Here is a 26,333-nt window from a genome sequence, read left to right as displayed (position 1 = left end):
ACACCGGTGCGGTTCATCAATGCCGATGAGCAGGGCGGATCCGCGAGCATCGGATGATAGTGACAGATTTCGATCAGACTGCGGTGGCTCAGAAAACAGCGAGGGCCGGTGACGTCTCCGCCACCGGCCCCCGCCGTCGTTCAGTGGATCAGTTGGTGACCTTGACGACCATGTCGGCGGTCGGGTTGGTGCCCTGCTGGAGGATCTCGATGGTGGTGCCGGTACCGGCCACCTTCACCGAGTTCCACGGGTTGCCCGAGGTCCAGTACTTGGCGATGCCCTTGTCACTGAAGATCGGGTTCGGGGCGAGCTCCGGCAGCGTGACCGCCACGCCGTTCTTGTGGAAGGTCTGCGCCGGCTTGGCGTACAGGCTGAACGTCGCGTCGAAGCCGTTGCGACGGTTGCTGATCACGCCCTGACCACCGACGTTGATCTTGTCGGGGCGGACGTCCACCGGCAGGTTCAGGCCGTAGCCCGGGTGCTGCGAGGTGTTGTTGTCGCCGTACGCGAGGTTCACGTACCAGACCAGCAGGCCGGGCTGGTTCGAGAAGCGCTCGACGAAGTCCGGCCGGGTGGTGCCCCAGCCGAAGTTGTACCCACCGGTCCGCAGGGTGTCGTCGTAGCCGACGTAGGTCCGGTTCTCCGCGATGTAGAAGCGGGGGTACGTGTCGGTGACCGAGCCACCCATCCGGGTGAAGCCCTTGGCGGTCCACTCGGCGGCGAGGGTCTCCGCGTCGTCGGTCCACGCGACGGCGCCGTTCTTGGTCAGCGAGATGTTGTCCAGGAACGCGCCGGCGAAGTGCACCCCGCCGTCGGTGGCGTAGCGGTAACGGAACAGCACGGTCTGACCGGCGTACGCCGACAGGTCGTAGGTCGAGTCGACCCACGCGCCGTTGCTGGAGCCGTCGATGCCGCTGTCACCGGAGTCGACCAGGTTGTTCTTCAGGTCGGCCCAGGTGGCGCCGTTGTCGGTCGACACCTCGGCGTAGAGGTAGTCGTAGTCCTCTTCGATGTCGTACTGCAGCTTGGACGTGATCGACGCGGTGGTCGCGCCGGTCAGGTCCAGGGTGCGGGCCAGCGAGGTGTTCAGGTCGTCCGCGCTGCCGCCCCACCACTCGTACGCCCCGCCGAACGGCGTGTTGTAGTTCGTGGTCTGCGTCTGGCTCGGCAGGTTGACCACGACAGCCTGGGCCTTCGGCCCGTCGCTGTCACCGGCCGGCCCGAGGGTCACCTGGGTGCTGCCCTTGCCGTAATCCACGGTCGAGTAGTTCAGCCAACCGAGGAACAGCTTGGAGAACGGGTCCATGTAACCCGGGGTGGAACCGATGTCTTCGGTGCCGTGGCTCAGCCACGAACCCGAGGACATCAGGCTCCAGAAGCCGGTGCCGTTGTCGCCGCCGGCGGTGTCGTAGTAGTCCGGCAGACCGAGGTCGTGGCCGTACTCGTGGGCGAAGACGCCCAGACCACCGTTCTCCGGCTCCGTGGTGTAGTCACGGATCCACAGCCCGGTGTTGCCGATCTGCACACCACCCGCGAGGTTGCCGGACGGGCCGGCCTTGCCCTCGAGGTTGGTGAACGCCGCCCAGCGGTGCGACCAGATGGCGTCCTCGCCCTGGGCGCCGCCGCCGGCCTCTTCACCCTCACCGGCGTGCACCGCCTGGAAGTGGTCGATGTAGCCGTCGGCCTCGTTGAAGTCGCCGTCGCCGTCGAAGTCGTACCGGTCCCAGACGTCGAACTGGGCCAGGTAGGCCTTGATCTGGTCCGGGGTCTTGCCGGCCGCGACCTGGGCGTTGTACCAGGACGTGGAGCTGTCCCGGACGAAGTTCCAGTACCCCTCGGCCTCCGAGATGTTGTCGTTCGGGTTGGCCGGGTCGTCGTTGTGACCGTAACGGGCCTCGTTGTAAGGCACCGTGACCCAGTCGCTGACGTCGCCGTTGACGGTGTACCGACCACCGGACTGCTTGAGGTAGAAGTCCTTGAACGACTCGCCCTCGCCGTAGAACATGTCCATGTAGTGGTCGCGGCTGAAGTCGGACCGCCACAGGGTGCTGTTGTTGTCGGTGGCGCCGCCGTCCCAGTTGCGGTCCGGCTCGGGGATCTGGTTGACCACCGGACCGGCGGCACCGCCCGCCCGAGGGTCGATCTTGTCGCCGAAGTTGACCAGCATCGTGAAGATCGGGTCGGTCTTCGGGGCCTGCTGATACTCGACGAACAGGTCGTCCTTGACCTGGATGACCTTCGAGCCGTTGCGCGTCTGAAGCTTGGCCTTGCCCTGAAGCAGGTCGGCGATGGCCTGCTTCTTGAGCTCCCGCTGCTGATCCGACTTCGGATCCGGGAGGTTGTCCTTGCCGTGCTTCGCCTTGTCGGCGCTAGGGGTGGGCTCCGCCGCCGGGGCGGCGGAAGCCGGGGCCGTAACGACGCCGGCTGCCAGCAGCGCGGCCGCGGCCGAGGCCAGACCGGCTGTGACTCGTCTCCTCAAAGGTCCTCCTCCTTTGTGGAACTGTTACATGACGGGGACAACCAGAGCCGTCTCTGTCATGTCATGCGTCACTCACCATGACAGAGGTTCAAACAGTTGTCACGGGTCAATTACGCCGAGGAGCGCCCATCATTCCGGCTCAAATCGGCACCAATCAGCCCGCAAATCAACCGTCAACTTTCATTACGGTTCGGCCACGATCACTCAGAGTGACGGTGGTTATGGAGTCCCCGACATAGAGCGCTGGTGGCCTCGAAAATGTCACACCGATTGCCGAGAGATGTAGGAGGGCGTAAGAGAGCGGGGCCCGTCCGGAGCAGTGTGCTCCGAACGGGCCCCGCCATGTGTCCCGTGGGACGAAACCGGACGGATCAGTTCGTTGCCGGGGTCACGTGGACCGTGGCGTACGAGTTGTCCTTCGCGGCCTTCAGGATGGTGATCGTGACGCCGTACGCGGCGTTCTGGTCACCCGGGTTGCCCGAGCCGAGCACGGTGAACCCGAGATTGGTGCCGTAGAGGCCGGTCGCCGGGGAGCCGTCCGGGTTGGTGATCCGGGTGGTGTACGGCACGCCGTCCCGCGACGGGATGACCACCGAGGCGTCGGCGTCCCGGGCGAAGAGCTTCCCGCTGCGAACCTCGAGCCCCGGGTACCAGCCCTTCGCGTCGCTGAAGCCGGCCACCGGCGCCTGGGCGCCGAAGCTGGTGCAGTACTCGCTGTACGGCTCGTCCGTCGCCTCGAGGCACTCCTGGAAGGGGTACGTCGAGGTGAGCGAGAAGGCCGCGTTCGAGGACTGCGGACGGCTGGGCAGGTTGTCGAGCGTCGACGTGTCCTTGACCGCCGCCTCACCCGCCCGGCGCAGCGGCTGGTTGTGCGAGTCGACGATCAGCAGGCCACCCTTGGCGCCGTAGCTCGGCAGGGCGGTGAGCTGCGCGCTCACGTGGTTGACGTTGCCCAGCGCGGTGTCCCGGTACCAGACCAGCATGCCCGGAGCGTTGTACGAGATCCGGTCGACCTTCCAGGCCTCGTGCGAGTAGACGGTGTCGTAGGCGTACTTCAGGCCCTTGTCGAAGCCGTCGAAGTTGCGCCACTCGGCCAGGTAGTAGTGCGCCTTGACCTGGGTGCCCGAGTCGACGTGCCAGCCCGCGCCGCTGGTGCCGGCCCAGGTGCCGCCGGTCTGGGTCCAGCCGTTCGCGCCGCCCTCGACGTCGTCGCTCCAGGTGGTGGCGCCGCCGCCGGTGACCGAGAAGTCATCGGCGAACCAGCCCCGCTCCAGGAACCCGGCGTCGGTGGCCTGCCGCAGCCGCAGCTGCACGGTCTTGCCGGCGTACGCCGACAGGTCGACGTAGTCGTGACGCCAGCCGTGGCTGTCACCGGTCAGGCCGTACTTCTTGCCGCCGTAGTCGCCCATCCGGCCGTTCGGGTCGGCGTAGCCGTCGTTGGTGGAGACCAGGTTGCCGGCGGAGTCGTAGACCTTCTGCTCGGACCAGGTGGTCCCGCCGTCGGTCGAGACCTCGACGAAGCCGTAGTCCCAGTCCTGCTCGATGACGTAGTTGTTCCACATCCAGAACTTCGCGTCGGCCGCGGCCGGCACGGCGACCTGGCGGGACAGCTTCACGTCGGCCCAGTCCTGGTCGGCGCCGCCGTACCACATGTTGGCGCCGCTGTGCGGGGTGGCCAGGGTGATCACCTTGTTCGGCAGGTTGACCTTGATGCCGTCCTTGGTGCCGACCGGGGTGTTCGAGGTCTGGCCGAGCTGCACGTCACGCGGGACGGAACCCGGCGTGACGGTCAGCGGGTCGGCCCAGCCGAGCACCCACTTGTCCCAGAGGCCCATGTGGGTCGGCAGCGCCTGGAAGATCTCGCCGGTGTGCGAGCCGGACGCCATCAGGTCCCAGAAGTCGACGTCCGAGTCGGAGCCGGGGGTGCCGGAGGTGTCGTAGAGGTCCGGCAGGCCGAGGTCGTGGCCGAACTCGTGGGAGAAGACGCCGACGCCGGCGTCCTCAGGCTGCACGATGTAGTTCGAGACCTTCAGCTGCGTGCCCGGGACGGTGTAGCCGCCGGCCACCGCCGACGAGTGCGCCCAGACCGCGTAGACGCCCTGGTCGCCGCCGCCGCGGGACTTGCCCATGCCGGCGTGCACCAGCACCAGGTGGTCGATCACGCCATCCGGCTCGTTGAAGTTGCCGTCGCCGTCGACGTCGCCCTGGTCCTCGATGTCGTAGTCGGCCCACGGGAAGCTCGGGTCCATCTTGGCCAACGCGTCGACCGCGTCCGTGGCCAGCCGGCCCGCGCCGAGCGGGTTGTCCGGGTGGCCGTTCATCGACTGCATCGCGCCGGCGACCCACTCGCCCTTGTCGTTCTGGAAGCAGCGGGACGCGGCGTACCAGGCCTCCGAGTGCGGCACGGTGATCCACGGGCTGGCCTGCCCGTCGACCGTGTACGCGCCCTTGGACATCTCCAGGTACATGTTGTGCATCGTCCGGCCGGCGAGGCTGACACCCGGCTTGCCGTCCGGGCCGGTCAGGTCCTTGCGGACCCGCTCGGTGATGCCCTCCTTGGTGTAGAGCATCTTGTCGAAGTGCTCGGGCGAGAAGTCCGGCACCCACATCGAGTTGTTGTCCTCGTGCGGCAGGGTCGCCGGGTCCGGGATGCCGTTGTGCTTCGGTCCGTTCTGCACGGTGCCGAGGACGCAGCTCCGGTCCTCGAAGACCGTCTTGGGGACCATCACGTCGGTGAAGTTGTCGTTCGCCTGGTCGTTGAACTCCACGAGCAGGGTCAGCAGCTTGGCGGTCTGAGTGCCCTTGGCTCCCTTGATCTGACGCGGGTTCTGCCCGGTCTTGATCGCCTTGGCCTCGAGCTTCGCCAGCTCACGCGCCGCCACCGGGTTGCCCCCGGCGTACTTGCGGTCGTAGGCCTTCGCCTTGTCGAGGGCCGGGGCGTAGATACCGCCGGCGCCCTTGACCTCCGGACCGGTGGTGTCCGGCTGCACGGCGGGCTCGGCGTAGTTGATGTAGAACTCGTCCGCCCCGATGGTGGCCCTGGCGGGGCCGGACGTCTGGGCCGCAGCGCTGCCGGTCACGGTCAGTGACGTGGCGGCGAGGGCGATGGCGGGCAGCGCGACGAGTAGGCGTCGGCGCGACCCGGATTGCGGAAATGTGTTCATGCCGCTCCGTTTCTCGGGCATGGGGAGGGAGAAGTCGGGCGGCGCACTGTGTCGATGTGATGTCCATCGAACCGACCCGACCTGCGTGAACCTAAATCAGAAAAAGATTGAACGACAGGGGTCAACGTCTCCTGTGGCCGTTCAGCTTCTCCGGCCTCCCCCGACCGACCGATGTGACGCCGGTCGCGCCCGCCGGGACGTACCCGTCAGAAAACGACGGTGGGTGACGGCCTGCGCGGACCGTCACCCACCGATCGGGTACGCCTGCCGTCAGTCCTCGTCGGACTTGCCGCCGGTCAGCCCGGAGGAGATCAGCTCCATCACCGAGGAGTCCTGGAGCGTGGTGACGTCGCCCAGCGAACGGTGCTCCGCCACGTCCCGCAGCAGCCGGCGCATGATCTTGCCGGAGCGGGTCTTCGGCAGCTCCGGCACCAGCATGATCTGCCGGGGCTTGGCGATCGGCCCGAGCGTCTTCGCCACGTGGTTGCGCAGCTCGGTGATGAGCTTCTCGCCCGCCTCGCCCGCGGTGTCCGTCGTACCGCGCGGGATGGCGAACGCGACGATCGCCTGACCGGTGGTCGGGTCGGTGGCGCCGACGACCGCCGCCTCGGCGACCGAGGGGTGCGACACCAGCGCCGACTCCACCTCGGTGGTGGAGATGTTGTGCCCGGACACCAGCATCACGTCGTCGACCCGGCCGAGCAGCCAGATGTGCCCGTCGTCGTCCTTCTTCGCCCCGTCACCGGCGAAGTACATGCCCTCGAACCGGCTCCAGTACGTCTCGATGAACCGGTTGTCGTCGCCCCAGATGGTGCGCAGCATCGACGGCCACGGCTCGCGCAGCACCAGGTAACCGCCGCCGCCGTTCGGCACCGATTTGCCCTGGTCGTCCACCACGTCGGCGGTGATGCCCGGCACCGGGGTCATCGCGGAGCCCGGCTTGGCCGCGGTGACGCCGGGCAGCGGCGAGATCATGATCGCGCCGGTCTCGGTCTGCCACCAGGTGTCCACGACGGGCAGCTCACCCCGGCCGACGTGCTGCCTGTACCACATCCAGGCCTCGGGGTTGATCGGCTCGCCGACGCTGCCGAGCAGGCGCAGCGAGGACAGCTCGAAGCCGGCGGGGATGTCCTCGCCCCACTTCATCATCGTGCGGATCAGCGTCGGCGCGGTGTAGAGGATGGTGACCCGGTACTTGTCGACGATCTCCCAGAACCGGCCCTTGTGCGGGGTGTCCGGGGTGCCCTCGTACATGACCTGGGTGGCGCCGTTGGCCAGCGGCCCGTACACGATGTAGGAGTGCCCGGTGACCCAGCCGATGTCGGCGGTGCACCAGTAGACGTCCGTCTCCGGCTTCAGGTCGAACACCGCGTGCGCCGTCCAGGCCGTCTGGGTCAGGTAGCCGCCGGTGGTGTGCAGGATGCCCTTCGGCCGGGCCGTGGTGCCGCTGGTGTAGAGGATGAACAGCGGGTGCTCGGCGTCGAACGCCTCCGCCGTGTGCTCGGCCGGCGCGGTCTCCACCGTCTCGTGCCACCAGTGATCCTTCGCGGACCAGGCGACGTCCTCGCCGGTGCGGCGGACCACCAGCACGTGCTCGATCGACGGGCAGTTCGCCACCGCCTCGTCCACCGTCGGCTTCAGCGCCGAGGGCTTGCCCCGCCGGTAGCCACCATCGGCCGTGATCACCACCTTGGCGCTGGCGTCCTGGATCCGGTTGGTCAGCGCGTCGGCGGAGAAGCCGCCGAAGACCACGCTGTGCGTCGCGCCGATCCGGGCGCAGGCCAGCATCGCGACCGCGGCCTCCGGGATCATCGGCAGGTAGATCGCCACCCGGTCGCCGGCGGTCACGCCCAGCTCGGTCAGCGCGTTTGCCGCCTGGCAGGTCAGCTTGTGCAGGTCCGCGTAGGTGAGGGTGCGGGTGTCACCCGGCTCGCCCTCCCAGTGGATCGCCACCTTGTCGCCGCGACCGGCTTCCACGTGCCGGTCCAGGCAGTTGTACGCCACGTTGAGCCGGCCGCCGACGAACCACTTCGCGAACGGCGGGTTCGACCAGTCGAGCACCTGGTCCCACTGCTTCGCCCAGGCCAGCCGCCCGGCCTGGCGCTCCCAGAAGGCCAGCCGGTCCTCGGCGGCCTCCGCGTACGCGTCGGCGGTGACGTTGGCCTCCGCGGCGAGTGCGGCCGGCGGCGGGAACTGGCGCGTCTCGTTCAGCAGGTTGGCCAATGCCTCGCTCATGCGGTGACTCCTTCGTCGGGTGACCTGCGTCTCCTACCCGGCTGAGGGTAGTCGTGGGCCCGGAAGGCCGCGACAACTCGTCCGGCCGGTACGCGCCGAGCGGCCCGCACCGCGCGCCCGGCGGCCTTTCGCCGTCCGGAGCGCACCCGTGCCCGTCCTCGCGGGTGGCCCCGCCGCTGCGCGGTTTGCGGCGTGTCGCGGTGTCCGCAGCGCTGATGGCCGCGACATGCAGTCAAGCCGCGTGGATCACCGCTGGCCCGGCGCTCGCTCGGTGCTGCCCGCGTGCGGCGGGTCGCGGTGTCCGCAGCGTTCGTCGCCGCGACATGCCGGCAAGCCGCGTCGATCGGGCGTGCGGTCGCGCAGTCGCCCGGCTCGGGGCGGTGGCGCGGGTCGCGTTCCCGGCGGGTGGTGGCCGGTGGGGGCGATTGGGTCGCTAGCGTGGCGGGGTGACCACGGATCCGCTCGCCCCGCTGCTCGCGCTCGCCGACATCGCCCCCGCCGTCGAGCGGGCCCGCGAGCGGGTCGACGAGGCGATGCGGCACCGCGCGCTGCGCCGGCACGGCGGCCAGGTCGCGGCCGAGGTCAGCCTGCGGTCCGCAGTGGCCAGCGCCGCCCTGGAGGGGTACGCCCACGAGCGCGAGGCGGTCCGCGCCGGCACGGTCACCGAGCCGGTGCTTCAGGGGGCGCTGCGGGTGGCCGGGGCGCTGCCCGGACTGACCGAGCTGTGGCCCAAGGCCCCCCGGCAGGCGCTGGCCAAGCTGCACGTGCTCGCCGCCCGCAACGTGGTGACCGAGGACGAACTGGGCCGTCCGGTGGCCGATCCGGTGGTCGGCGCGCGGCTGGACGGCCTCGCCGGGCTGGTCGCCGGGGGCACCAAGGTCCCCCCGCTGGTGCTGGCCGCCGTCGTGCACGGCGAGCTGCTGAACCTGCGCCCGTTCGCCGGCCCGTCCGGCGTGGTGGCCCGCGCCGCCGCCCGGCTGGTGCTGATGTCCCGCGGCTTCGACCCGCGCGGGCTGGTCGCCGTCGACGTCGGGCACCGGGACCGGGAGCCGGAGTACGTCGGCGCGGCCGGCGCCTTCGCCACCGGCACCCCGGACGGGCTGCGCTCCTGGCTGCGGCACTACATGTCGGCCGTCGAGGTGGGCGCCGACCAGCTCGCCGTCATCGGCGACGAGATCCTCGCCGCCGCCTGACTCGCGGACGGGTGGGGTCCTCGCTGCTTGCTGACCCGTGCGGGCGGGGCCTTTCTCGCCCTTGCGGGTGTTCTCGCTGCCTTCCTGCCCGCTCCGATCGGCGGTCCTTGCCGCCTCGCTGGCCGCTCGGGCCCGCGGGGTTTGCTCAGGCGGACCCGGCGGGAGTGCTCAGGCGACCGGGGTGACCTTGGCGCGGCGGTGCCGGCCGTACCAGGCGATGCCGATGGCCACTCCCACGCCGACGCCGAGCGCCGCCGCGGCCACCGGCACGGCCGGGCGCTCCCGCAGTCGCCGGCCCAGCGGGATCGGGTGCCGGAACTCCAGCACCGGCCAGGCGTTCTCCACCGCGAGTTTGCGCAGCGCCCGGTCCGGATTGACCACGCTGGGATGGCCGACGCACTCCAGCAACGGCCGGTCGCTGTACGAGTCGGAGTAGGCGTACGAGTCGGCCAGGTCGTAGCCGCGGGCGGTGGCCAGCTCGCTGACCGCGTCGACCTTGCTCGGGCCGGCGGCGTAGAACTCCACCTCGCCGCTGTAGCGGCCGCCCTCCACCGCCATCCGGGTGGCGATCACGTCGGTCACGCCCAGCAGCTCACCGATGGGGCGGACCATCTCCTCGCCGGAGGCGGACACCAGCACGACGTCCCGGCCGGCGGTCTGGTGCTCCTCGATGAGGGCGGCGGCCTCGGCGTACACGTAGGGGTTGATCAGCTCGTGCAGCGTCTCCGCGACGATCTGACGGACCTGTTCCACCTGCCAGCCCTTACAGAGCGTGGCGAGATAGTCCCTGGTCCGGGCCATGGTCTGCTCGTCGGTGCCGCCCAGCCGGAACATCAGCTGCGCGTACGCCGACTTGACGACGTCACGCCGAGTGATCAGCCCGTCCCGGTAGAACGGCCGACCGAACGCCAGGGCGCTCGACTTGGCGATGACGGTCTTGTCCAGATCGAAGAAAGCGGCACTTCGGCCCACGGCGCGAAAGTCTAGCCCGATGGTCTAAGGTCGGCGGGTGCCCGGGGTCACCAGCCCCTCCGACCTGCGGGCTAGCCGTTGCAACCCCTGCTCTACGTGACGGCAATCACACGCTGTGGTCACATTTTCGCCCTGAGTGGGGTCGACACCACTCGACGTGAACACTCTCCTCGGGCATGCTTGTCCTCACGACGAGTATTCATATCTCGGACAACTCGCAGGCCCTCGGCGGTTGCACCCCCCGTGACCGCTGAGTGGTTCGGCTCAACCCCCCCGGAGCCGAACCTCCCGACGACCCCCGTCTCCCCCCGACGGGGGTCGTCCCTATTCGGGGTACGTGCTCCGCCGCAGCTCACAGGCCCTCCTCTCCTCATCCCACGCGCTCTCGGAGGGCGCTTCCCCGGCCGGAGGCAGCAGGGAGGCAGCAGAGCTGTCGAAGGCAGCCAGCACGCGGGCGGCGTAGTCGTCCGGGGTATGCGTGTACCGGTTGAGCGTCGGGGACGCCTGCTCGTGGCCCATGACCCGCTGCACCAGGTTGATCGGGACGCCGTCCGTGGCCAGCCATGTGGCGTAGGCGTGCCGCAGGTCGTGGAACCGCATCCCGCCCGCAGCCTTGGCCGCCAGGCAGGCGACGGCCTCCCGCTAGGGGCGAGATCCCGACCGAGGCCGGTCACCCCCTCCTGCACCGACATGAAGTCGACCTTCCCGAGCGGCCAGTCACCCCACTTCGGCAGGACGAGCGTGCGGAGCATGGAGACGGTCCGCTCGGTCGTACGCGCCTCGACGGCCCTGGTGGCGAGCCACCGACCTGCCGCCGTGGTGCGGTGTGCACTTCCGGGCAGACACCTGCCGTTGAGCGCCACCAGGCCCGACCGGCCCAGCTAGTGAGTCTGCTGGCGGTTGGATGCTTCGTCCGGGAGTCGTACGACACCTCCTGCCCTCCGTCACTACCGAGGCGGCCACGGACCCGCCAAGATGTCACGCCGCGCCATGCGACCGCACGATCCGTTCCACCAGCGACCGCGTACCTTCACGTTCGATCCGGCCGGCTGCGGCGTGCCGGGCAGACAAGGTGACCTGAGCCTCACCCGCACAGGCTCAATGTCCACCTCTCTCGTCTAGTGTGGACCGGTCGTCGGATCTAGATCGACCTCCAAGTCACTAGCATCGGCACGGTTCGCGGCCAAGGAACGGAGACGCAGTGCAGCAGAAGCTTCAGACCCGTGCGTTCGAGCATGTGACGCCGATCCTGCAGTCCGGTGAGCAGCCGGTCGTGGCGACGCGGGCCATGGTCGGGAAGTTCTCGTCCGGTCGACTTCGGCCGATCGTCAGCCAAGCAATGAGGTTTGAGGGTGGAGCGTTGTTGGGGGCGGCGCTGGCGGCGACCAGTAAGCAGTTCGTCGTGCTCACCAACCGTCGACTGATCTTTTTGGAGCAGACGTTTCTGGGGGGCCCCGGAAAGAAGGTCCTCGGTGAGGTGCCCCGCGAACAGGTCTCGCTGGCCGAGGCCAAGATCGGCGTCGTGAGCCTGCTGCGCCTCGCGTTCGGTACTCCGGGCGACGGCGTGGCTCTCACCTTCCCTCGGATAGACAAGAAGAACGCCGAGTCGCTCGCGGAAGCCCTGCGGCAAGCTCCGGCCGCCTGATCACTGGGCCCGCTGCCGGCGTGTTGACGCTCCTATTCTCTGCAACCCCGCCGAGTGAGGTTGGTGCGGGATCAGGGCTGTTGGGATGCCGGCCTGGGCAGAACTGGACTGGTTGTGGCTGTCGTCCGAAGATCGCCATGAATCAGGGCGGCGAACGCGTTGGTGATCTGCCGGAGGGGCTGTAGATCGAGATCACCTGTCCAGGTGTCGCTTCCGCCGACACGTCGTTCGTTGAGCCACGCTGCCGGGATGCGGCCGTTCCGACTGGCAAGTCGGTTCAGGTGCTCCTCGGCTTGGTTGACCAGTCGCAGCGCCACCGCGACTCGGTCTTGTGAAGTGAGGAGAGCGTCGAGGTCGGCGTCAATGCAGCCCTGGAAGCCGATGCGGGCCGGTTTCCGCCAGTGTCGTTGAGCGTCCTGCAACCAGGCAGGTGCGTGCGTGGGCACGACCTCCGCGAGAGCTTCGAGCCAGACTTCCAGCAGCCCGTCACGAGCCCAGAAGCCATGGCCACGAAAATTCGTGAAACTCGAACCCATGATCTCGACTGTGGCAGCAGGGGCGCGACCCGAGCAACTAGGCGCCCGGGAGGGGGCGCGTTGACCCCAGCGCATGTGGCACCTGGCTGGTGTCGGCGGTCCTCGACAGATTTGTCCCAGCTCATGGTTGACGTTCACCTAGGGCTTGGTCCCGGCCCCTCATCAGGAGGGTGAGGCGGTCGGAGTGGCCGCCGGGTCGTAGTCGGCGTCGGATAGGAAGTAGACGACGCCGCTGGCCGGGTCCAGCCAATACGAGGTTGATACGAACGCACCTTCCTCACCGTCGCGCCAGTCCAGACCCGTACGCCAGGCCGGTGCGGACGGCAGCCAGGACGACAGCCGGGAATCTGGATTGGGAAGTGCCGCGGCGTCGGATGTCGTCAGCAGGGTCAGCCTGGCGACGTCGGCGGGCGCAAGCCGGGCCACGCCTTCCCGCAGCAGGATGAGATCGCCGATGTTGAAGTCGCAGCGGCCGCTCTCGGTCCACTCCCGCCAATGGACCTCCAGCACCCGGCCCAACGGCTGCAACTCCCGCTCGATTGGCACGGTTTCGGTGTGAACGGACGCGTCAACCGTCACCGTCGGCGCTGGGCAGTTGAACGGCCCGGAGCAGCTGGCTTGGGACACCGACAGTGTGACCAGGGCGAGGATGGCCACCACTCGGCGCCTCACAGCAGGACCCGCAGGAGCAGCCCGGGCAGCCAGGAGTGGATCATCTGGCCCATGCTAAGGGCGCCTGCCGCTGACCGTGTCCCGTGGCGGGCCTGTTCCCAGCGCCAAGTGCCAGCCTCACCGTCCGCGACCATCACCCGATTAGGCAGCCCGATATTGATCGGGTCAGGCATCTGGTGGGACGCCACCGTCAAGCATGTCCCGTGACGGGACACAGCCGGCCGCCGGCGAGCTGGACGCTCCTATTTTGGTCAAGGCTGTTGGGTTACCGCGTTGGCATGCCGCCGTGCGGGCTGTTGACGATCAAATCGGCTGATGCTGGCGCCAGGTAGGGGTGATCTGGATAGTACTCGATGTGTAGGTGGCCACCATTCTCGTCAGCTGCCATTGATTCGAGGTTCGACGCGAAGATGGCCAGCGGGGCGGGGGCGCCGGAAATCTGGAGTATGCCGTCGGCGTGGTCGATCGAGATCAGGACCATGCTGTTGGCTGCGGTTGAGATCCGGACGCAGGAGAGGGCGGTGCCGCCGAAGGGGTCGGTGGCGTCGTGCTCCGCAGCATGGGTTCCACCTCCGGCCGAAATGAGTGCGGCTAGGGCGTGGTAGTCGTCGGCGGTTCCGGAGAGATCGATGTAGCCGAATGTCGGGTAGAAAGTGGCCTTCACGTTGGGTCTCCGTCGCCTCGGGGTCAACCCGCATGCCGGTGCCCGGACTGTTGCGGTGCATGCCCATGATCCTCAGCTGCTGCGTCCATGGCTAGCAGTGAGTAGGTTCACGGGCGATGTAGCGCTTGGGGCAGCGCATGATCTCGGTCCTGGTCTTGCCTTCGATGGTGCGGCGTGCGACGTCGGTCGCCACCGCGTGCGGTGGCGGTCGGTGCCTCCTGAGCTGCGGGGAGGGGGGCGACGCCGCAGAGGCTCGAGACGACATTCGCCGATGGAGGTGCAATCTGGGAAGGATAAATGCGGCGCGCAGTTGCGAATTTCTCGATACCGGCGCCTGCCTTCGATTAGAATCTCGCATTCCTGTAGCACGCCTCTTCTGAGCAACGTGCGCGTTCCTGCCTGATTCGTACCGCGCGTCCGAATGCCCCCGTTCGGGGCCTTATTAATTGCGCGGAGATGTTTTGCGGGTAGAGGGGCGGGTACTGGCCGCTGGGTCCACTAATGGCGAACGCCCGGTGTCGCAGGACCTGTTCCGCTGATCTCCGGCGGCCGGCTGTGGTCGGTCGGTCCCAGGTGACCGGCGTCGGTGTACGCCGGGGGAGCGAGGAGAGCTGATGAAGAGCGGAGCACGGGTCGCACTGGCGGTGGGCTTCGGCTACCTCCTGGGGCGCCGCAAGAAGCTGAAGAAGGCCCTGACCCTCGCTGCGGCGCTAGCGGTCGGGCGGGCCAGCCAGCAGCCGGGCGGGCTGAAGAAGCTCGGCACGAATCTGCTCGGCGCCAACCCGCAGCTGGGCAACCTCGGCAAGCTGGGCGAGCCGCTGGCCGCCGCGGGCAAGGCCGCGGCGGCCGCCGCCGCGGGCGGCGGCATCGACGTGCTCAGCGGCAAGCTGCGCGGCAGCGCGGACGCGCTGCGCCGCAAGGCCGGCGGCCAGGCCGACCAGTCCGCGCAAGGCCAGCAGGGTGACCAGCGGTCCGGCGACGACGGCCAACGTGGGGGTCAGTGAGATGGCGACCGGCAACCTCGTGCACAAGGCACGCGAGCAGCTCGGCGGCGAGCTGCACAACCTCGCCTCCGCCATCGGGGAGCGGGCCAGCCACGTGCTGACCGGGAAGATCACCGGCGCCACCGGGCGGCTCAGCGAGTACGCGAAACAGGGCGGCGGCCCCGGCCTGATCGCCGCCGCCACCGGCGGGCAGAAGCGCGCCAAGGGCCAGTCCCGGGTCAAGGCCATGTTGCATCCCCGTCTGGCCGGCGGTAAGGAGAAGGTGATGTCGGCGTTGGGTCGTGGCGGCGGCAAGGGTGGCAAGGGCGGTGGCAAGAAGCTCAAGGTCACCAACATCGTCGAGGCGATCGAGGTCGGCGTGCCGGTCCGGGTGGCGTACAACCAGTGGACGCAGTTCGGGGATTTCCCGAGTTTCATGAAGAAGGTCGAGCAGGCCGACTGCGAGTCGGACGAGAAGATGACCTGGAAGGCGCAGGTCTTCTGGTCGCATCGGAGCTGGGAGTCGACCATCGTCCGGCAGATCCCGGACCGGCTCATCCACTGGCGGTCCAAGGGTGAGAAGGGTTCGGTGGACGGCACGGTCAGCTTCCACGAGGTGGCCCCTGACCTGACTCGCATCCTGGTGGTCCTGGAGTACCACCCGCAGGGGCTCTTCGAGCACACCGGCAATCTCTGGCGCGCCCAGGGCCGGCGGGTGCGGCTGGAGCTGAAGCACTTCGTCCGGCACGTGATGACCAACACCGTGCTCGACCCGGACTCCGTCGAGGGCTGGCGGGGCGAGATCGAGGACTCCCAGGTGGTCAAGGACCACGAGACCGCGCTGCGCGAGGAGCAGGAGGCCCGCGAGCGGGAGGAGCAGGAGGCCCGCACCCGGCAGGAGCAGCGGGGCCGCGGTCGGGAGGCCGAGGAGGAGCCCGAGGAGGAGCCCGAGGAGAGGCCGGAGGAGGAACAGCCCCCGCCGCGCCGTCGCGAGCCCGAGGGGGCGCGCGGTCGGGAGCGCGAGCCCCGAGAGTCCCGGGAGCCGCGGGAGGGACGCGAGGACCGGCCGCGCCCCCGTCCGGCCCGGCGTCCGGAACCGCCGCGACGGCCGGTGGTGCGCCGCCGGAGCGAGGAGCGGGGGGAATAGCGGTCGCCGTCACCACGGGCGGCAGGCAGATCGACAGTCAGCTCACCGGCGGCCACGTCTCGACGCCGTACAGGGGATTGCCGAGCAAGGCTCACCAGCGTCGCCGGCACAGGATCGGTTGTCCGCCGGTGACCGCGACGCGGAGGCCGGAGGCGTCGCTGGCCTCTTCCGAGGTGAGCATGACGTAGATCCGAGCTTCGTGACGTCGTAGGTCAGCAGCTTCGGCGACAGTGTGCGTGCCCCGGGCCGATTCGGGTAAGCGCCGCCGGTCCGGGCCCGTTCGACGTCGGGCCAGCCGAGCGGGGAGCAGGAGTATGAGCCAGAGCGGTGAAGGCCAGCAGCAGAACCAGCAGGGTCAGCAGGGCCAGGGGCGGCAGGGCCAGGGCCAGCAGGGCCAGCAGGACCAGCAGGGCCAGCAGGGCCAAGGGCAACAGGGGCAGCAGGGCCAAGGGCAGCAGGGGCAGCAGGGCCAAGGCCAGCAGGGGCAGCAGCGGGACGAAGGACAGCGGGGCCAGCAGAATCAGCAGAGTCAGCAGGGCGACGTGGTCAGGCGCGGTGATCGCCCGGAGCGGCATGTCAGCCAGGGCCAGTGGCCTTCCGAGGAGACGGGACGGCGCGACCGGTGGGAACCGGACGTCCTGCTGGATGTACCGAACCTGCGGGTGGGCGACATCCGGATCGCCGTGGACGGGCTGGACGCCGACCTCTCCCTGCGGGCGCGACTCGCCAACCTCCTGCAACTCGACGCCGGTGTCCGCGTCAGGCTCGATTCGGTCGAACTGGATATCGAGGACGTGCGGGTCGAGCTTCTGCTCAAGGTCCGGCTGGAACGGCTGGCCGAGATCCTGGACCGCACCCTGACCACGATCGATCGCAACCCCGAAATCCTGAAGTCGCTTGGCGAGACGGCCACCTCGGTGGCGGGCAACGTGGGCGACGCGGCCCAGCAGGTGACCGGGCAGACCCAGGAACTGACCAAGATCGTCGACCGCTTGGGTCACGACGTCGGCTCCATAACCGCCCGCGCCGAGTGGAGTGGTGAGGGCGCGCTCTCCAAGGCCGGCGAGGCGGGCGGTCAGGTGGCTGGCGGGCAGGGTCAGCAGGGGCAGGGCCAGCAGGGCCAAGGCCAGCCGCAGCAGGGCCAGCAGGGTGAGGGCCAGCCGCAGCAGCAGGGGCAGGCTCAGCCGAGCCAGGCTGAGACGGCCGCCCAGCCTTCCGAGGCGTTGCGCCAAGCCGGTCGCAACCTCTGGGATGCCATCGCGGCGGTGATGGCGAATCAGGGGCAGGGCTCGCAGCAGCAGAAGTAGTAGGAGCCCGGGCGAGGCCCGCCGGCACGGGCCACTCGTCACGCAGCCCGTACGGCTACCAGGAAGATCCCCGCCACGTCGTTGGTGACGATCTTGCCTGTAGCAGAGCGAAAGGCTATGCAAAGGCAGCCAGACGCGCGGGCGAAAGGTCGACAGGCGCAGTGCGCGCCCGACCCCGGAAGTCGAGCGTCCGTGGATCCACCCGGCCGAGGGCTGGCCGATGGCGTGGGGCGAGCAGGTCGACATCCGCCTGTCTCGTTCACGGGTCGCGGTGAGGTCACCGACAGCATGGCCGCCGGACGTCAAGGCCGATTCGTACGCCGGAATCCATGACGAGGGCAGGTCATCGCCAGCATACGATCATGAAATGTTCGTGGTGATCCTGACCTACGTCGCCGATCTCGCCCAGATCGACGATGCGCTTCAGGACCACATTGTCTGGCTGGACCAGCAGTATGCGGACGGGGTATTTATCGCCTCCGGTCGTCGGCTTCCCCGTGTCGGTGGCGTGATTCTGGCTCGCAACCTCTCACGGGAAGATCTCGAGCACAGGCTCGCCTCGGATCCGTTCCGCCAGCGGGGCCTTGCCGAGTATGCGGTGACAGAGTTCGTTCCCTCCCGCACCGCCATGGGCTTCGAACACCTCTTGCCCTAGCCAGTAACGCTCGCCATGGGGGCGCACTCGTCCCAGCAGAAGCGCTCCTCCGGCTGGCCCGATCCTGTCGATCTTTGTAGCGGTGGGCAGTTGCCCGATCGTGGGGGCGTCAGGGTGAGCGGTGCCACGGCACACTGTCCGACGTGGGGACCCCAGCGCCCGTCACGGCTCACGACATGACGGTCGAACTGGACTACGGGCAGTTCACGCTCTCCGGCACGTCGGAGGGCGACTCGGACGTGAGCATGCTCCTACGGGAGGCGCAGGCCGGCCCGCATCGCCAGCGACGATCACACGGTGCTCGTTTGCGTGCCGCACCAGAACAACTTCGACATGCCACCGCGGGTCGAGGTGTGGGCCGAACCGCCGCCCCGGGACTTCGGGCAGTGGGAAGAGATCTTCGAGTGCGTGCTGGAGGTCGACGGCGGAGAGCTGTCGTACGGCTCGCCGACGATGGAGTACCGGCGGTGCGAGGTGCCCGATGGGCGGTACGGGTCGCATCTGCGGTGGGGGCTTCGTCAACCGGGGCTGGCCCGGATCGACGACCCCCGGCGACGTCTGGCGGGTGCAGCTCTGGCCGACCAGGAGAAAACCTGCAGGACCGGAGGATTCGGCCCTGGCGTCCGCCGGAGCCGGGAACCGCCAGCAGGCCCGAGCAAACCGGCAAGGCGGTTAAGCAGCCGCCGAGATGATCTCCCACGAATTCAGCACGGAAACCAGCACGGTGAGCTGTCGCAGTTCAGCGACCGAGGACCAGGTACGCAAGACCCAGGACGCCGCGGTAGATGCCGACGTACTCGCGCAGCCGGTCATCGAGTTCCTCGCGTACCTCCGTCGCGCGAGGGTCTTCGGGGTGCTGCAGCAGCCACTCCTGCTGTCCCGCGCGCCAGGTCGACTCGAAGTCGTCCCATTCTCGCTGGTCCGCGGTGCTGAAGTGGAGGACTCTCCAGCCCAGTCCGCGGGCGAGCTCGATGAGATCCGCGAGCGGCACTGTCTCTTCTCCGAAGATCTCTACCGCCTCGGCCGTCGGTGGCCGCTCCCAGTACGCGTCGCCGAACAGGAGGCGACCACCAGGCCGCACGAACTCGGCGAGTGCCTTGAGGGCGTCGGCCGTCCCACCGAAGGCATGGGAGGTGCCAACGCACAGGACGCGGTCGCCGGTCTCCCGCGCGGAGGCCGCCTCCCCCTTGATGAAGGTGACGTGCTTGTCCAACGAGCGGCCAGCCGCCAGTGCTCGGCCCCTCGCGAGAGCAGCGTCATCCGTATCGACACCGACGCCTGTCGTCACGGTTGCGCCGCTCACTCCTCCGGCGGCAACCGCCCTGAGCAGCAACTCGCCCCAACCGCAACCGAGATCGAGTACTCGCGCGCCAGGCCGGATGTCAAGCCGCTGCAACAGCAGAGCGGCATGCTCCTCCGACAGCGGCGTGTTCCAGCGCATCCGCGCATAGCGCAAGGCGGCAAGGTCCTCAGTCTTCTGCATCCGCCGAGGGTGGCAATTCCTGACCAGCGACGCATCCCCGTTTCGCGACCACCACGGCAACAGGCCCGGTTCCAGCTGAGACGGGCGGTGCTACTCGTGAGTAACATGAGCCGATGACCGTGTACGCGCTCGCGCAGATCTCCATCCACGACCGGCAGCGTTACGACCGGTACGTCGCCGCCTTCATGCCGGTCCTCGCCAAGTACCACGGACGCCTCCTCGCTGCCGACGAGCGCCCGCAGGTCGTCGAGGGGACCTGGCCCTACGACAAGGTCATCCTCATGTCGTTCGACAGCCGCGAGAGCTTCGAGCGCTGGGCCAACTCCCCCGAGTACCGGGAGATCTCCCGGGACCGGGTGGCGGCGACGGACGGGGTCGTCCTGGTGGCCGACGGCGTCCCCGGCAGCCGGTGATCCAGGCCAGGCACGAGTCCGGGCCGCCCGTCCCTATCGGATCACCGCTTTGCTGACGTCGGGCGCGGGCAGGAAGCAGACCAGTCCGCGTCCGTCGGCGTCGGTGACCACCCACGGGTGGCCCAGGTAGGTCTGCTGCCGATACGACCGGCCCGGTTCCAGGACGGCGTACCGGCGCCGCTGACCGTCGTAGTCGAGCCAGTGCACCACGACCTCGGCGTCCCGCCGGTTGACGAAGTCGACGAACGTCTCCGCGCCGCCGCCGGTGGAGTGCAGCGACGGTTCGCGCGACGGGGGTAGCGGCGGGAGTTCGTCCGAGCGGGGCTGCCCGGGTGGGGTGGTCGACGGACGAGGGCGGGTGGTCGTACCCCCGGCGGGGTGGCGCGGCCGGTCGGTGGGTGACGCGGCGGGGCTGGGCGACCGCACCGAGGCCCGGGTGGAGAGGGACACCGGCGCGGGCGAGAAGCTGACGGTGGGTGGGCCGGTCGCCGGCTCGGGCACGACCGCCTGGTCGAGCCCGGTTGCCGGCGCGGCCGGCGGGCCTTCCTCGGTCCGCGGCGGAGCCGTCCAGATCGGCCACGACGCGACGGCGAGGGTGGCGAGCGCGCCGACCACGGCGCAACCCAGCGCCAGCGTCCGCCCCGGACCGCCGGCGCGGGGTGACGGCTGGCCGACCGGCCGCGCCGGTCCCGGCGTGGAATCGCCGGCGCGGCGTCGTGCGGCTCCGGCTGCAATCGACGGGTACGGCGGGAGTCCGCCCACACGGCGGGGCTCGGGCAGCCAGCCCCCGATGCGCAGGGTGTCGTCGGGGCGGTGGGTCTCGTCGGTCGGATCGGCCATGGCCCCGTTCCCGGGCAGCGCAGCCACCTCGGTCGGTGGCATGGGGAAACCGATTATCGGCGGGCCGTGTCCCCGGCCGTCAATGGGTCACGGGTGGTGGAGGGGACGATGGTTGTCCGCCCTCTGGGGCTGGTGAGCTGCGACGCCGGCAAATTTCCACAGTCGATCGGGCAGTTGTCCGTCAGGCTGGCGCGGCGCCGTGACGCGCCGTCTTTGAACGGCGCTGCATCGGTCTTCGGTAACGACGTGGGGAGCGCATCGCCTTAGCAGATCCACCGGCTGGGCGCGGGTTGTCCACAGGGATGGGTGTTGTCCACAGGCAACCGGTTCGGGCCAGTGGACCCGAGGGTGGTCGGAGCAGGGTCTGGGTCAGCACCCCCGAGCCGGACCGCTGGAGGCCGCGATGCCACCCCGTACCTCACTTCCGCCGCACCGGCGGCTGCCGCTCCTGGTGACCTCGGACGGTGACCTCCTCGACGAGCTGCTCCGGCTCGCCGCCGCCGGCGGTACGGAGGTCGAGCTGGCCGCCGATCCCGCCGCCGCCCGCGCCCGGTGGCTGCCAGCGCCGCTGGTGCTGGTCGGCCGGGACCAGGCGCAGGCCTGCCTGCGGGCGCGGCTGCCCCGGCGGCCCCGCACGGTCCTGGTCGGCCGCACCGGGGAACTGGACCCGGCATGGGAGGTCGCCGACCTGCTCGGCGCGGAACACGTGGCCACCCTCCCGGCGGCCGAGCCCTGGCTGGTCGACCGGTTCACCGAGTGCGGGTCCGACCGCCCGTTCGGCGGGCCGGCGCGGACCGTCGCGGTGCTCGGCGGGCGGGGCGGCGCGGGGGCCAGCGTGTTCGCCGGCGCCCTCGCGGTCACCGCCGCCCGGGCCCGCCTGCGCACCCTGCTGGTCGATGCCGACCCGCTCGGCGGCGGCCTCGACCTCGTCCTCGGCTGGGAGGAGTTGGACGGGCTTCGCTGGCCGGCGCTCACCGACGCCGACGGCCGGGTGGACGCGCCGGCGTTGGTCCGTGCGCTGCCCAGCCGGGGTGACCTGGTCGTGCTCTCCTGGGACCGGGGAGAACTGCTGGCCCTGCCCGCCCAGGCGATGGCCGCCACGGTCGACGCCGCCCGCCGTGGCCGAGACTTCGTGGTGGTCGACGTGCCCCGCCAGCTCGACGACGCGGCGGTGGTCGCGTTGCAGTCGGCCGACCAGGCGTACCTGGTGGTGCCGGCCGAGCTGCGGGCGACCGCGGCGGCGGCCCGGGTGGTCGCCGCGGCCGCCCCGCACTGCGCCGCGCTCGGCGTGATCGTGCGCGGGCCGGCACCCGGCCGCTTGAAGGCCAGCGAGGTGGCGCGCGCCCTCGGCCTCCCGCTCGCCGGCACGCTGCGGCCCGAGCCGGCGTTGTGCCGGGGGCTGGAACGGGGGGAGGCGCCGGCCGGAGCCGGGCGGGGCCCGCTCGCCGCGCTCTGCCGGCGGATCGTCACCGAGCTGACCGGACTCCCCGTCCCGGGTGCGGCATGACCAGCCAACCCGACGACCTGTCGACCCGGGTCCGGCAGCGGATGGCCGGCAACGCAACCCCGGTCACCCCGGCCGCGATCGTGTCCGCCGTCCGGGCCGAGCCCACCGCCGCCGTCCTCGGTGACACCGCCGTGCTGCGGATGGCCGAACAGGTCCGCGACGACCTGGTCGGTGCCGGGGCGCTCGCCCCGCTGCTGGCCGATCCACAGGTCACCGACGTGCTGGTCAACGGCACCCGGGTCTGGGTCGACCGGGGCGAGGGCCTGCGGCAGGTGGCGGTGCCGCTCGGCTCCCTCGACGACGTACGGCGGTTGGCGCAGCGGCTCACCGCGGCCGCCGGCCGCCGGCTCGACGACGGCTCCCCGTACGCGGACGCGAGGCTGCCCGACGGCACCCGGCTGCACGCCGTACTGCCTCCGGTGGCGACCGACGGCCCCTACCTGTCCCTGCGTACCTTCCGGCAGCGGCCGTTCACCCTCGACGACCTGGTACGCCAGGGCACCGTTCCACGACCGGTCGCCGCGGTGCTGGCGGCCGTGGTGGCCGCCCGGCTGGCGTACCTGGTCACCGGCGGCACCGGCTCGGGCAAGACCACCCTGCTCAACACGCTGCTCGGGCTGGTGCCCTCGACCGAGCGGATCGTGCTGGTGGAGGACGCCGCCGAACTGCACCCCGTGCACCCGCACGTGGTGGGGCTCCAGGCCCGTACGGCCAACGTGGAGGGCACCGGCGCGGTCGGGCTCAGCGAGCTGGTCCGGCAGGCGCTGCGGATGCGCCCCGACCGGCTGGTGGTCGGGGAGTGCCGGGGTGGGGAGGTGGTCGACCTGCTCGGCGCCCTCAACACCGGCCACGACGGCGGCGCCGGGACGCTGCACGCGAACACCCCGGCCGACGTGCCGGCCCGGTTGGAGGCGCTCGGACTGCTCGGCGGGCTGCCCAGGGCCGCGCTGCACGCCCAGGTCACCGCCGCGCTCCAGGTGGTGCTCCAGGTACGCCGCGGCCCGCGCGGCCGGGTGCTGGAGTCGATCTGCCTCCTGCTGCCGGAGGGGCCCGACCGCCTGGTCACCGTCGTGCCCGCCTGGGTGCGTGGACGGGGACTGGGGCTGGCCGGTCGGGCCCTCGGCACGCTGTTGCGGGACCGCGGCGTGGCGGTGCCACCGATCCTCTGCGAGCCGTGGCCGGAGTCGGCGGGGCCGACATGAGTCTCCCGATCTGGCTGGTGGCGGCGCTGCTGGTGGGCGCGGCGGCGGTGGTGGCCTGGCCGGTCCGCAGCAGCCGCCGGCGACGCCGCGCCCTGCTCGGTGCCGGCGTACCCGGCGAACCCGCACTCACGCCGCACGACGGCGAGTCGTTCCGCACCGCCCCGGCCGCCTTCCTCGCGTCCGGGTCCGCCACCGAAGCGCCGGAGACGGCGCCACCGGTTGGTGCCGCCCCGGCCGCCGTTCTCGCGTCCGGGCCCGCCACCGAAGCGCCGGAGACCGCGCCACCGGTTGGCGCCGCCCCGGCCGCGGTCGTACCGCCCGGCCCGCGCCGCTCCGGCCGGGCTGGACCGAGCCGGCTCGCACCTGCCGCCGACCGCCCGTGCACGGTGGCCGTGGCCGTCGGAGGCCCGATGCCTGCTGCCATGGCCGATGGCCGGCTCGCCCGTCCGGCGGGGGCGCTGACCAGGCCACCGTCGTTCCGGCCGCCCGGTCGGCGCGACTCCCGCCGACCGCTGGAGCCGCTGCGGCTCGGCGCTGGCGGGATCCGCCGCCTTCATCGAGCCGCCGGTTCGGATGGCGTCCGGGCCGCCGACACCGCCGCTCGGTGGTCGGGCGCGTTGGCCACTGGCCGGCCGTCGACGTCGGTAAGGGCCGTGGAGAGGTTCAGGGGGCTCCGCGCGCCGCTGGTGGATCGCCCACGCCGGACGTTGCTCCTGGTCGGGCTCGTGGCGGCGGCGCTCGGCGGGTTCGCCGCCGGGCCGGTCGCCGGGGTCCTCCTCGGCGGGTACGGCGCGCTGGGCGCCCGGGCCGTGCTCCGGCGGCGGGCGGCGCGGCAGGCGGTCGGGGAACGCCGCCGCAGGCTGGACCAGCTCTGCGGTCTCGCCGCCGACCTGCGGGCCGGACTGCCCGTTCCCACGCCCGACGACGACGGGGACCGCCTCGCGAGCCTGACCCGGGCCGCGGTGCGGCTCGCCGACCGGACCGGTGCGCCGTTGGCCGAACTCCTCGAACGCGTCGAAGCCGACGCCCGGGCGCTGGACCGGGGGCTGGCCGCCGCCTCGGCCCAGGCCGCCGGTGCCCGGGCCACCGCCCTGCTGCTCGCCGCCCTGCCGCTCGGCGGGATCGGCCTCGGCTACGGCATCGGCGCCGATCCGGTGGCGGTGCTGCTGTACACCCCGGTCGGGGCGGTCAGTGCGCTGACCGCCATGGGGTTGCAGATTGGTGGTCTGCTCTGGGCGGAGCGGTTGGGCGGCACGCCGGACGCGAGCGCCCGATGAACCGGCAGGAGTGGGCGGCCGGTGCTCTGGTCGCCGCCGCGGCCCTGGTGGTGGCGCTGCGTGCGCCGGGCGTCCGCCCCTCCCGGCGGTTACGGGGACTGGGCGCCCAGGTGCGGGCGGCAGACCGGCCCCCGCCGTGGTGGCCGGACCGCGTACGGCTCGGTGCCGGGCTGGCCGGAGTGGCCGTGGCGGTCCTGCTCGGCGGGGTGTCGGGTTGCCTCGTCGGGGCGGTGGCCGGGCTGGTGGCGGATCGACTGCTCCGGCGGATCGAGTCCCCGGCCGCCCGGGACCGTCGGCTGCGCGAGGCCGCCGACCTGCCGCTGGCCGCCGACCTGCTGGCGGCGACGTTACGTGCCGGCGCGCCGGTCGACCGCTCGGTACTCGAGGTGGCCGACGCCCTCGGCGGGCCGCTGGCCGAGCGGCTCCACCGGATCGGCCGGACGTTGCTGCTCGGCGGCGCACCCGACGAGGCCTGGGCGCACCTCGGCGCGGTACCGGGGGCCGACCGGCTGGTCGCCGCCGCGTTGCGCACGTCGCGCAGTGGGGCCGCCCTCGCCGGTGCGCTGACCCGGGTCGCCGACGACCTGCGGGCGGACCGGTCCATCGCGGCCGAGGCGTCGGCCCGCCGGGCGGGCGTGCTCATCGTGCTGCCGCTGGGGCTCTGCTTCCTGCCGGCCTTCATTCTCGCCGGCCTGGTGCCGGTGATCGTCGCCGTCCTCGGCGACGTGCTGTGAGAAACCATCGAGAAGGGACACGCCAGTGCGCAAACTCCTCGCCCGGCTCCGGGGGGACGCCGGGATGAACACCGCCGAGTACGCCGTCGGCACGCTCGCCGCGGTCGCCTTCGCGGGCATCCTGCTCAAGGTGCTCACGTCCGGCAACGTGCAGTCCGCCCTGACCGCCGTCATCGACCGGGCGTTGAAGTGAGCCGGCGCCGGCCGGCCGGTCGTGACCGCGGTTCGTTCACCGCCGAGCTGGCGGCCGGCCTGCCGGCGCTGGTCCTGCTCCTGCTCGCCGGGCTCACCGCGGTCGACGCGGTCACCACGAAGGCCGCCTGCATGGACGCGGCCCGGGAGGCGGCGCTCGCCGCCGCCCGGGGTGAGAGCGGCACGGCGGCCGGAACGCGGATCGCGCCCCCGGGCGCGGTCGTCTCGGTGTCGGTGAACGGCGATCGGGTCACCGCCACCGTTCGGGCACCCGTCCGGGCGCTCGGTGCGCGACTACCCCGGATCACCGTGGCCGCCACCACGGTCGCCGCCGTCGAGCCGGGCTCCCCCGGGGCGCAGCCGTGACGCTGGCGGATCACCGTCGCGGCCACCACGGTCGCCGCCGTCGAGCCGGGCTCCCCCGGGGCGCAGCCGTGACGCCGGGGCGACCCGGTGCGTCCGACCGGGGCGGGGCGACGGTGTGCCTGCTCGTCGTCGGCCTGGTGTTCGTCCTGGCCGGAGTCTTCGGTGCGGCGATCGGCACCGCCCGGACGGCCCGGCACCAGGCCCGGGTCGGCGCCGACTTCGCGGCGCTCGCCGGAGCGGGCCGGGCGCTGGAGGGGGACGGGGTGGCCTGCGCCGTGGCCGCCGAGATCGCCCGCGCCAACGGCGCCCGGCTGGCCGGCTGCCACCTGGACGGCCTCGACGTGCTGGTGACGGTAAAGGTGCCGGTGACCCCGCTGCCCGGGTTCCGGCGGACCGCCACGGCCACTTCCCGCGCCGGCCCGGTCCGCGACTGACTGGTCGGGCCGGGTCACCTGGGGACGGGGCACTGACGACGATCCCTGGCCGCGCCTCGTGCGGCGGCGACAGCGGCGGGTTCAGGCCAACTGGCCAGCGAGGCGCTGTCCGGCTGTACTGCCAGGTGCCACGGCCCGCCGGGACTGCCCTGTGGCAGCAGACCGGTTCGCGGGCAGCGACGAACCGTCCCGAGTGCGCCGCCGGGGCCACGACAGAGCGGCCGGGTGCGCCC

24 protein-coding genes are annotated in these 26,333 nt (G+C 71.1%); 14 read left to right on the top strand and 10 right to left on the bottom strand.

All coding sequences use genetic code 11. The annotated features are described in order from the left end of the window. Positions 1 to 148 precede the first annotated feature (148 nt). From GA0074696_RS00455 to acs, 3 genes are all read right to left on the bottom strand, one after another. A complete protein-coding gene (locus tag GA0074696_RS00455) occupies positions 149 to 2,479 on the bottom strand; it encodes an immune inhibitor A domain-containing protein (protein ID WP_088959249.1) in 2,331 nt (776 codons plus the stop codon). A 371-nt stretch (positions 2,480 to 2,850) separates the two neighbouring features. Then, complete coding sequence (locus GA0074696_RS00450) at positions 2,851 to 5,643, bottom strand: immune inhibitor A domain-containing protein (RefSeq protein ID WP_088959248.1); 2,793 nt, start codon at positions 5,641 to 5,643, stop codon at positions 2,851 to 2,853. Between the two features lie 270 nt (positions 5,644 to 5,913). Further along, the gene (gene acs / locus GA0074696_RS00445) at positions 5,914 to 7,878 is read right to left on the bottom strand and encodes an acetate--CoA ligase (protein ID WP_088959247.1); all 1,965 of its coding nucleotides are present in this window, start codon (positions 7,876 to 7,878) and stop codon (positions 5,914 to 5,916) included. Between the two features lie 446 nt (positions 7,879 to 8,324). Between acs and GA0074696_RS00440 the strand changes: the two genes are divergently transcribed. Beyond that, a complete protein-coding gene (locus GA0074696_RS00440; RefSeq protein ID WP_088959246.1) occupies positions 8,325 to 9,071 on the top strand; it encodes a Fic family protein in 747 nt (248 codons plus the stop codon). 168 nt (positions 9,072 to 9,239) lie between these two features. On the opposite strand, the gene GA0074696_RS00435 is transcribed toward GA0074696_RS00440, so the two are convergent. Further along, a complete protein-coding gene (locus GA0074696_RS00435; RefSeq protein WP_088959245.1) occupies positions 9,240 to 10,043 on the bottom strand; it encodes an HAD family hydrolase in 804 nt (267 codons plus the stop codon). Positions 10,044 to 10,367: 324 nt separating this feature from the next. After that, on the bottom strand, positions 10,368 to 10,643 hold the full coding sequence (locus GA0074696_RS00430; protein WP_172894111.1) for a tyrosine-type recombinase/integrase: 276 nt from the start codon (positions 10,641 to 10,643) through the stop codon (positions 10,368 to 10,370). Between the two features lie 601 nt (positions 10,644 to 11,244). On the opposite strand from GA0074696_RS00430, the gene GA0074696_RS00425 reads away from it, so the two are divergent. Beyond that, positions 11,245 to 11,688, top strand: coding sequence for a PH domain-containing protein (locus GA0074696_RS00425; protein WP_088959244.1), 444 nt, complete (start codon positions 11,245 to 11,247; stop codon positions 11,686 to 11,688). 71 nt (positions 11,689 to 11,759) lie between these two features. On the opposite strand, the gene GA0074696_RS30590 is transcribed toward GA0074696_RS00425, so the two are convergent. The 3 genes from GA0074696_RS30590 to GA0074696_RS00410 all read right to left on the bottom strand — a co-directional run bounded on the left by GA0074696_RS30590 (position 11,760) and on the right by GA0074696_RS00410 (position 13,560). Then, a complete protein-coding gene (locus tag GA0074696_RS30590; protein ID WP_157745744.1) occupies positions 11,760 to 12,224 on the bottom strand; it encodes a hypothetical protein in 465 nt (154 codons plus the stop codon). A 162-nt stretch (positions 12,225 to 12,386) separates the two neighbouring features. Next, positions 12,387 to 12,881: a hypothetical protein gene (locus GA0074696_RS00420; RefSeq protein ID WP_157745743.1), complete on the bottom strand. Its 495-nt coding sequence runs from the start codon at positions 12,879 to 12,881 to the stop codon at positions 12,387 to 12,389. 280 nt (positions 12,882 to 13,161) lie between these two features. After that, complete coding sequence (locus GA0074696_RS00410) at positions 13,162 to 13,560, bottom strand: Imm32 family immunity protein (RefSeq protein WP_088959241.1); 399 nt, start codon at positions 13,558 to 13,560, stop codon at positions 13,162 to 13,164. A 614-nt stretch (positions 13,561 to 14,174) separates the two neighbouring features. Here GA0074696_RS00410 and GA0074696_RS00405 point away from each other — a divergent pair. The 4 genes from GA0074696_RS00405 (at position 14,175) to GA0074696_RS00390 (ending at position 17,652) form a co-directional block, all read left to right on the top strand. Then, positions 14,175 to 14,564, top strand: coding sequence for a hypothetical protein (locus GA0074696_RS00405; protein ID WP_197700801.1), 390 nt, complete (start codon positions 14,175 to 14,177; stop codon positions 14,562 to 14,564). Next, positions 14,521 to 15,690 carry an SRPBCC family protein gene (locus tag GA0074696_RS00400; RefSeq protein WP_231925212.1) on the top strand — a complete coding sequence of 390 codons (1,170 nt, stop codon included), beginning with the start codon at positions 14,521 to 14,523 and terminating at the stop codon, positions 15,688 to 15,690. The genes GA0074696_RS00405 and GA0074696_RS00400 overlap by 44 nt, the downstream gene beginning before the upstream one ends. Before the next feature lie 314 nt (positions 15,691 to 16,004). Next, the gene (locus GA0074696_RS30585) at positions 16,005 to 16,997 is read left to right on the top strand and encodes a hypothetical protein (RefSeq protein WP_157745742.1); all 993 of its coding nucleotides are present in this window, start codon (positions 16,005 to 16,007) and stop codon (positions 16,995 to 16,997) included. A 367-nt stretch (positions 16,998 to 17,364) separates the two neighbouring features. Beyond that, positions 17,365 to 17,652, top strand: coding sequence for a YciI family protein (locus GA0074696_RS00390; RefSeq protein WP_088959239.1), 288 nt, complete (start codon positions 17,365 to 17,367; stop codon positions 17,650 to 17,652). 739 nt (positions 17,653 to 18,391) lie between these two features. On the opposite strand, the gene GA0074696_RS00385 is transcribed toward GA0074696_RS00390, so the two are convergent. Beyond that, entirely contained in the window at positions 18,392 to 19,135 is a 744-nt protein-coding gene (locus GA0074696_RS00385; RefSeq protein ID WP_088959238.1) for an SAM-dependent methyltransferase, read from the bottom strand. Between the two features lie 113 nt (positions 19,136 to 19,248). Between GA0074696_RS00385 and GA0074696_RS00380 the strand changes: the two genes are divergently transcribed. Next, complete coding sequence (locus GA0074696_RS00380; protein WP_088959237.1) at positions 19,249 to 19,548, top strand: DUF1330 domain-containing protein; 300 nt, start codon at positions 19,249 to 19,251, stop codon at positions 19,546 to 19,548. 33 nt (positions 19,549 to 19,581) lie between these two features. Here GA0074696_RS00380 and GA0074696_RS31310 read toward each other — a convergent pair whose 3' ends face one another. Further along, positions 19,582 to 20,388 (bottom strand): VHL beta domain-containing protein, encoded by an 807-nt coding sequence (locus tag GA0074696_RS31310; protein ID WP_088964274.1) that lies wholly within the window; start codon positions 20,386 to 20,388, stop codon positions 19,582 to 19,584. Between the two features lie 451 nt (positions 20,389 to 20,839). Between GA0074696_RS31310 and ssd the strand changes: the two genes are divergently transcribed. The 7 genes from ssd to GA0074696_RS00340 all read left to right on the top strand — a co-directional run bounded on the left by ssd (position 20,840) and on the right by GA0074696_RS00340 (position 26,100). Continuing rightward, complete coding sequence (gene ssd, locus GA0074696_RS00370; RefSeq protein ID WP_197700852.1) at positions 20,840 to 21,895, top strand: septum site-determining protein Ssd; 1,056 nt, start codon at positions 20,840 to 20,842, stop codon at positions 21,893 to 21,895. Continuing rightward, on the top strand, positions 21,892 to 23,097 hold the full coding sequence (locus tag GA0074696_RS00365) for a TadA family conjugal transfer-associated ATPase (RefSeq protein ID WP_088959235.1): 1,206 nt from the start codon (positions 21,892 to 21,894) through the stop codon (positions 23,095 to 23,097). Before ssd ends, GA0074696_RS00365 begins: the two co-directional genes overlap by 4 nt. Beyond that, positions 23,094 to 24,374, top strand: coding sequence for a hypothetical protein (locus tag GA0074696_RS31555; protein WP_231925211.1), 1,281 nt, complete (start codon positions 23,094 to 23,096; stop codon positions 24,372 to 24,374). Before GA0074696_RS00365 ends, GA0074696_RS31555 begins: the two co-directional genes overlap by 4 nt. Further along, positions 24,371 to 25,108, top strand: coding sequence for a type II secretion system F family protein (locus GA0074696_RS00355; RefSeq protein ID WP_088959234.1), 738 nt, complete (start codon positions 24,371 to 24,373; stop codon positions 25,106 to 25,108). Before GA0074696_RS31555 ends, GA0074696_RS00355 begins: the two co-directional genes overlap by 4 nt. A 64-nt stretch (positions 25,109 to 25,172) precedes the next feature. Next, positions 25,173 to 25,301, top strand: coding sequence for a DUF4244 domain-containing protein (locus GA0074696_RS00350; RefSeq protein WP_208418639.1), 129 nt, complete (start codon positions 25,173 to 25,175; stop codon positions 25,299 to 25,301). After that, positions 25,298 to 25,666, top strand: a complete 369-nt coding sequence (locus GA0074696_RS00345; RefSeq protein WP_088959233.1) for a TadE family type IV pilus minor pilin — start codon at positions 25,298 to 25,300, stop codon at positions 25,664 to 25,666. Before GA0074696_RS00350 ends, GA0074696_RS00345 begins: the two co-directional genes overlap by 4 nt. 68 nt (positions 25,667 to 25,734) lie before the next feature. Next, positions 25,735 to 26,100 carry an Rv3654c family TadE-like protein gene (locus GA0074696_RS00340; RefSeq protein WP_088959232.1) on the top strand — a complete coding sequence of 122 codons (366 nt, stop codon included), beginning with the start codon at positions 25,735 to 25,737 and terminating at the stop codon, positions 26,098 to 26,100. Positions 26,101 to 26,333: the final 233 nt, after the last annotated feature.

It is taken from the genome of Micromonospora purpureochromogenes, assembly GCF_900091515.1.
Classification (GTDB): Bacteria; Actinomycetota; Actinomycetes; order Mycobacteriales; family Micromonosporaceae; genus Micromonospora; species Micromonospora purpureochromogenes.
The sequence above is the reverse complement of the archived record's forward strand: the minus strand, read 5'-3'. Positions and strand labels throughout refer to the sequence as shown.

Bases quoted from the DNA above. Each gene is read 5' to 3' on its own strand.
- GA0074696_RS00450 (WP_088959248.1), bottom strand. From the start codon at position 5,643: ATGAACACATTTCCGCAATCCGGGTCGCGCCGACGCCTACTCGTCGCG.
- acs (WP_088959247.1), bottom strand. From the start codon at position 7,878: ATGAGCGAGGCATTGGCCAACCTGCTGAACGAGACGCGCCAGTTCCCG.
- GA0074696_RS00430 (WP_172894111.1), bottom strand. From the start codon at position 10,643: ATGCGGTTCCACGACCTGCGGCACGCCTACGCCACATGGCTGGCCACG.
- GA0074696_RS30590 (WP_157745744.1), bottom strand. From the start codon at position 12,224: ATGGGTTCGAGTTTCACGAATTTTCGTGGCCATGGCTTCTGGGCTCGT.
- GA0074696_RS00405 (WP_197700801.1), top strand. From the start codon at position 14,175: ATGAAGAGCGGAGCACGGGTCGCACTGGCGGTGGGCTTCGGCTACCTC.
- GA0074696_RS30585 (WP_157745742.1), top strand. From the start codon at position 16,005: ATGAGCCAGAGCGGTGAAGGCCAGCAGCAGAACCAGCAGGGTCAGCAG.
- GA0074696_RS00390 (WP_088959239.1), top strand. From the start codon at position 17,365: ATGTTCGTGGTGATCCTGACCTACGTCGCCGATCTCGCCCAGATCGAC.
- GA0074696_RS00385 (WP_088959238.1), bottom strand. From the start codon at position 19,135: ATGCAGAAGACTGAGGACCTTGCCGCCTTGCGCTATGCGCGGATGCGC.
- GA0074696_RS00380 (WP_088959237.1), top strand. From the start codon at position 19,249: ATGACCGTGTACGCGCTCGCGCAGATCTCCATCCACGACCGGCAGCGT.
- GA0074696_RS31310 (WP_088964274.1), bottom strand. From the start codon at position 20,388: ATGGCCGATCCGACCGACGAGACCCACCGCCCCGACGACACCCTGCGC.
- GA0074696_RS00365 (WP_088959235.1), top strand. From the start codon at position 21,892: ATGACCAGCCAACCCGACGACCTGTCGACCCGGGTCCGGCAGCGGATG.
- GA0074696_RS31555 (WP_231925211.1), top strand. From the start codon at position 23,094: ATGAGTCTCCCGATCTGGCTGGTGGCGGCGCTGCTGGTGGGCGCGGCG.
- GA0074696_RS00355 (WP_088959234.1), top strand. From the start codon at position 24,371: ATGAACCGGCAGGAGTGGGCGGCCGGTGCTCTGGTCGCCGCCGCGGCC.
- GA0074696_RS00350 (WP_208418639.1), top strand. From the start codon at position 25,173: ATGAACACCGCCGAGTACGCCGTCGGCACGCTCGCCGCGGTCGCCTTC.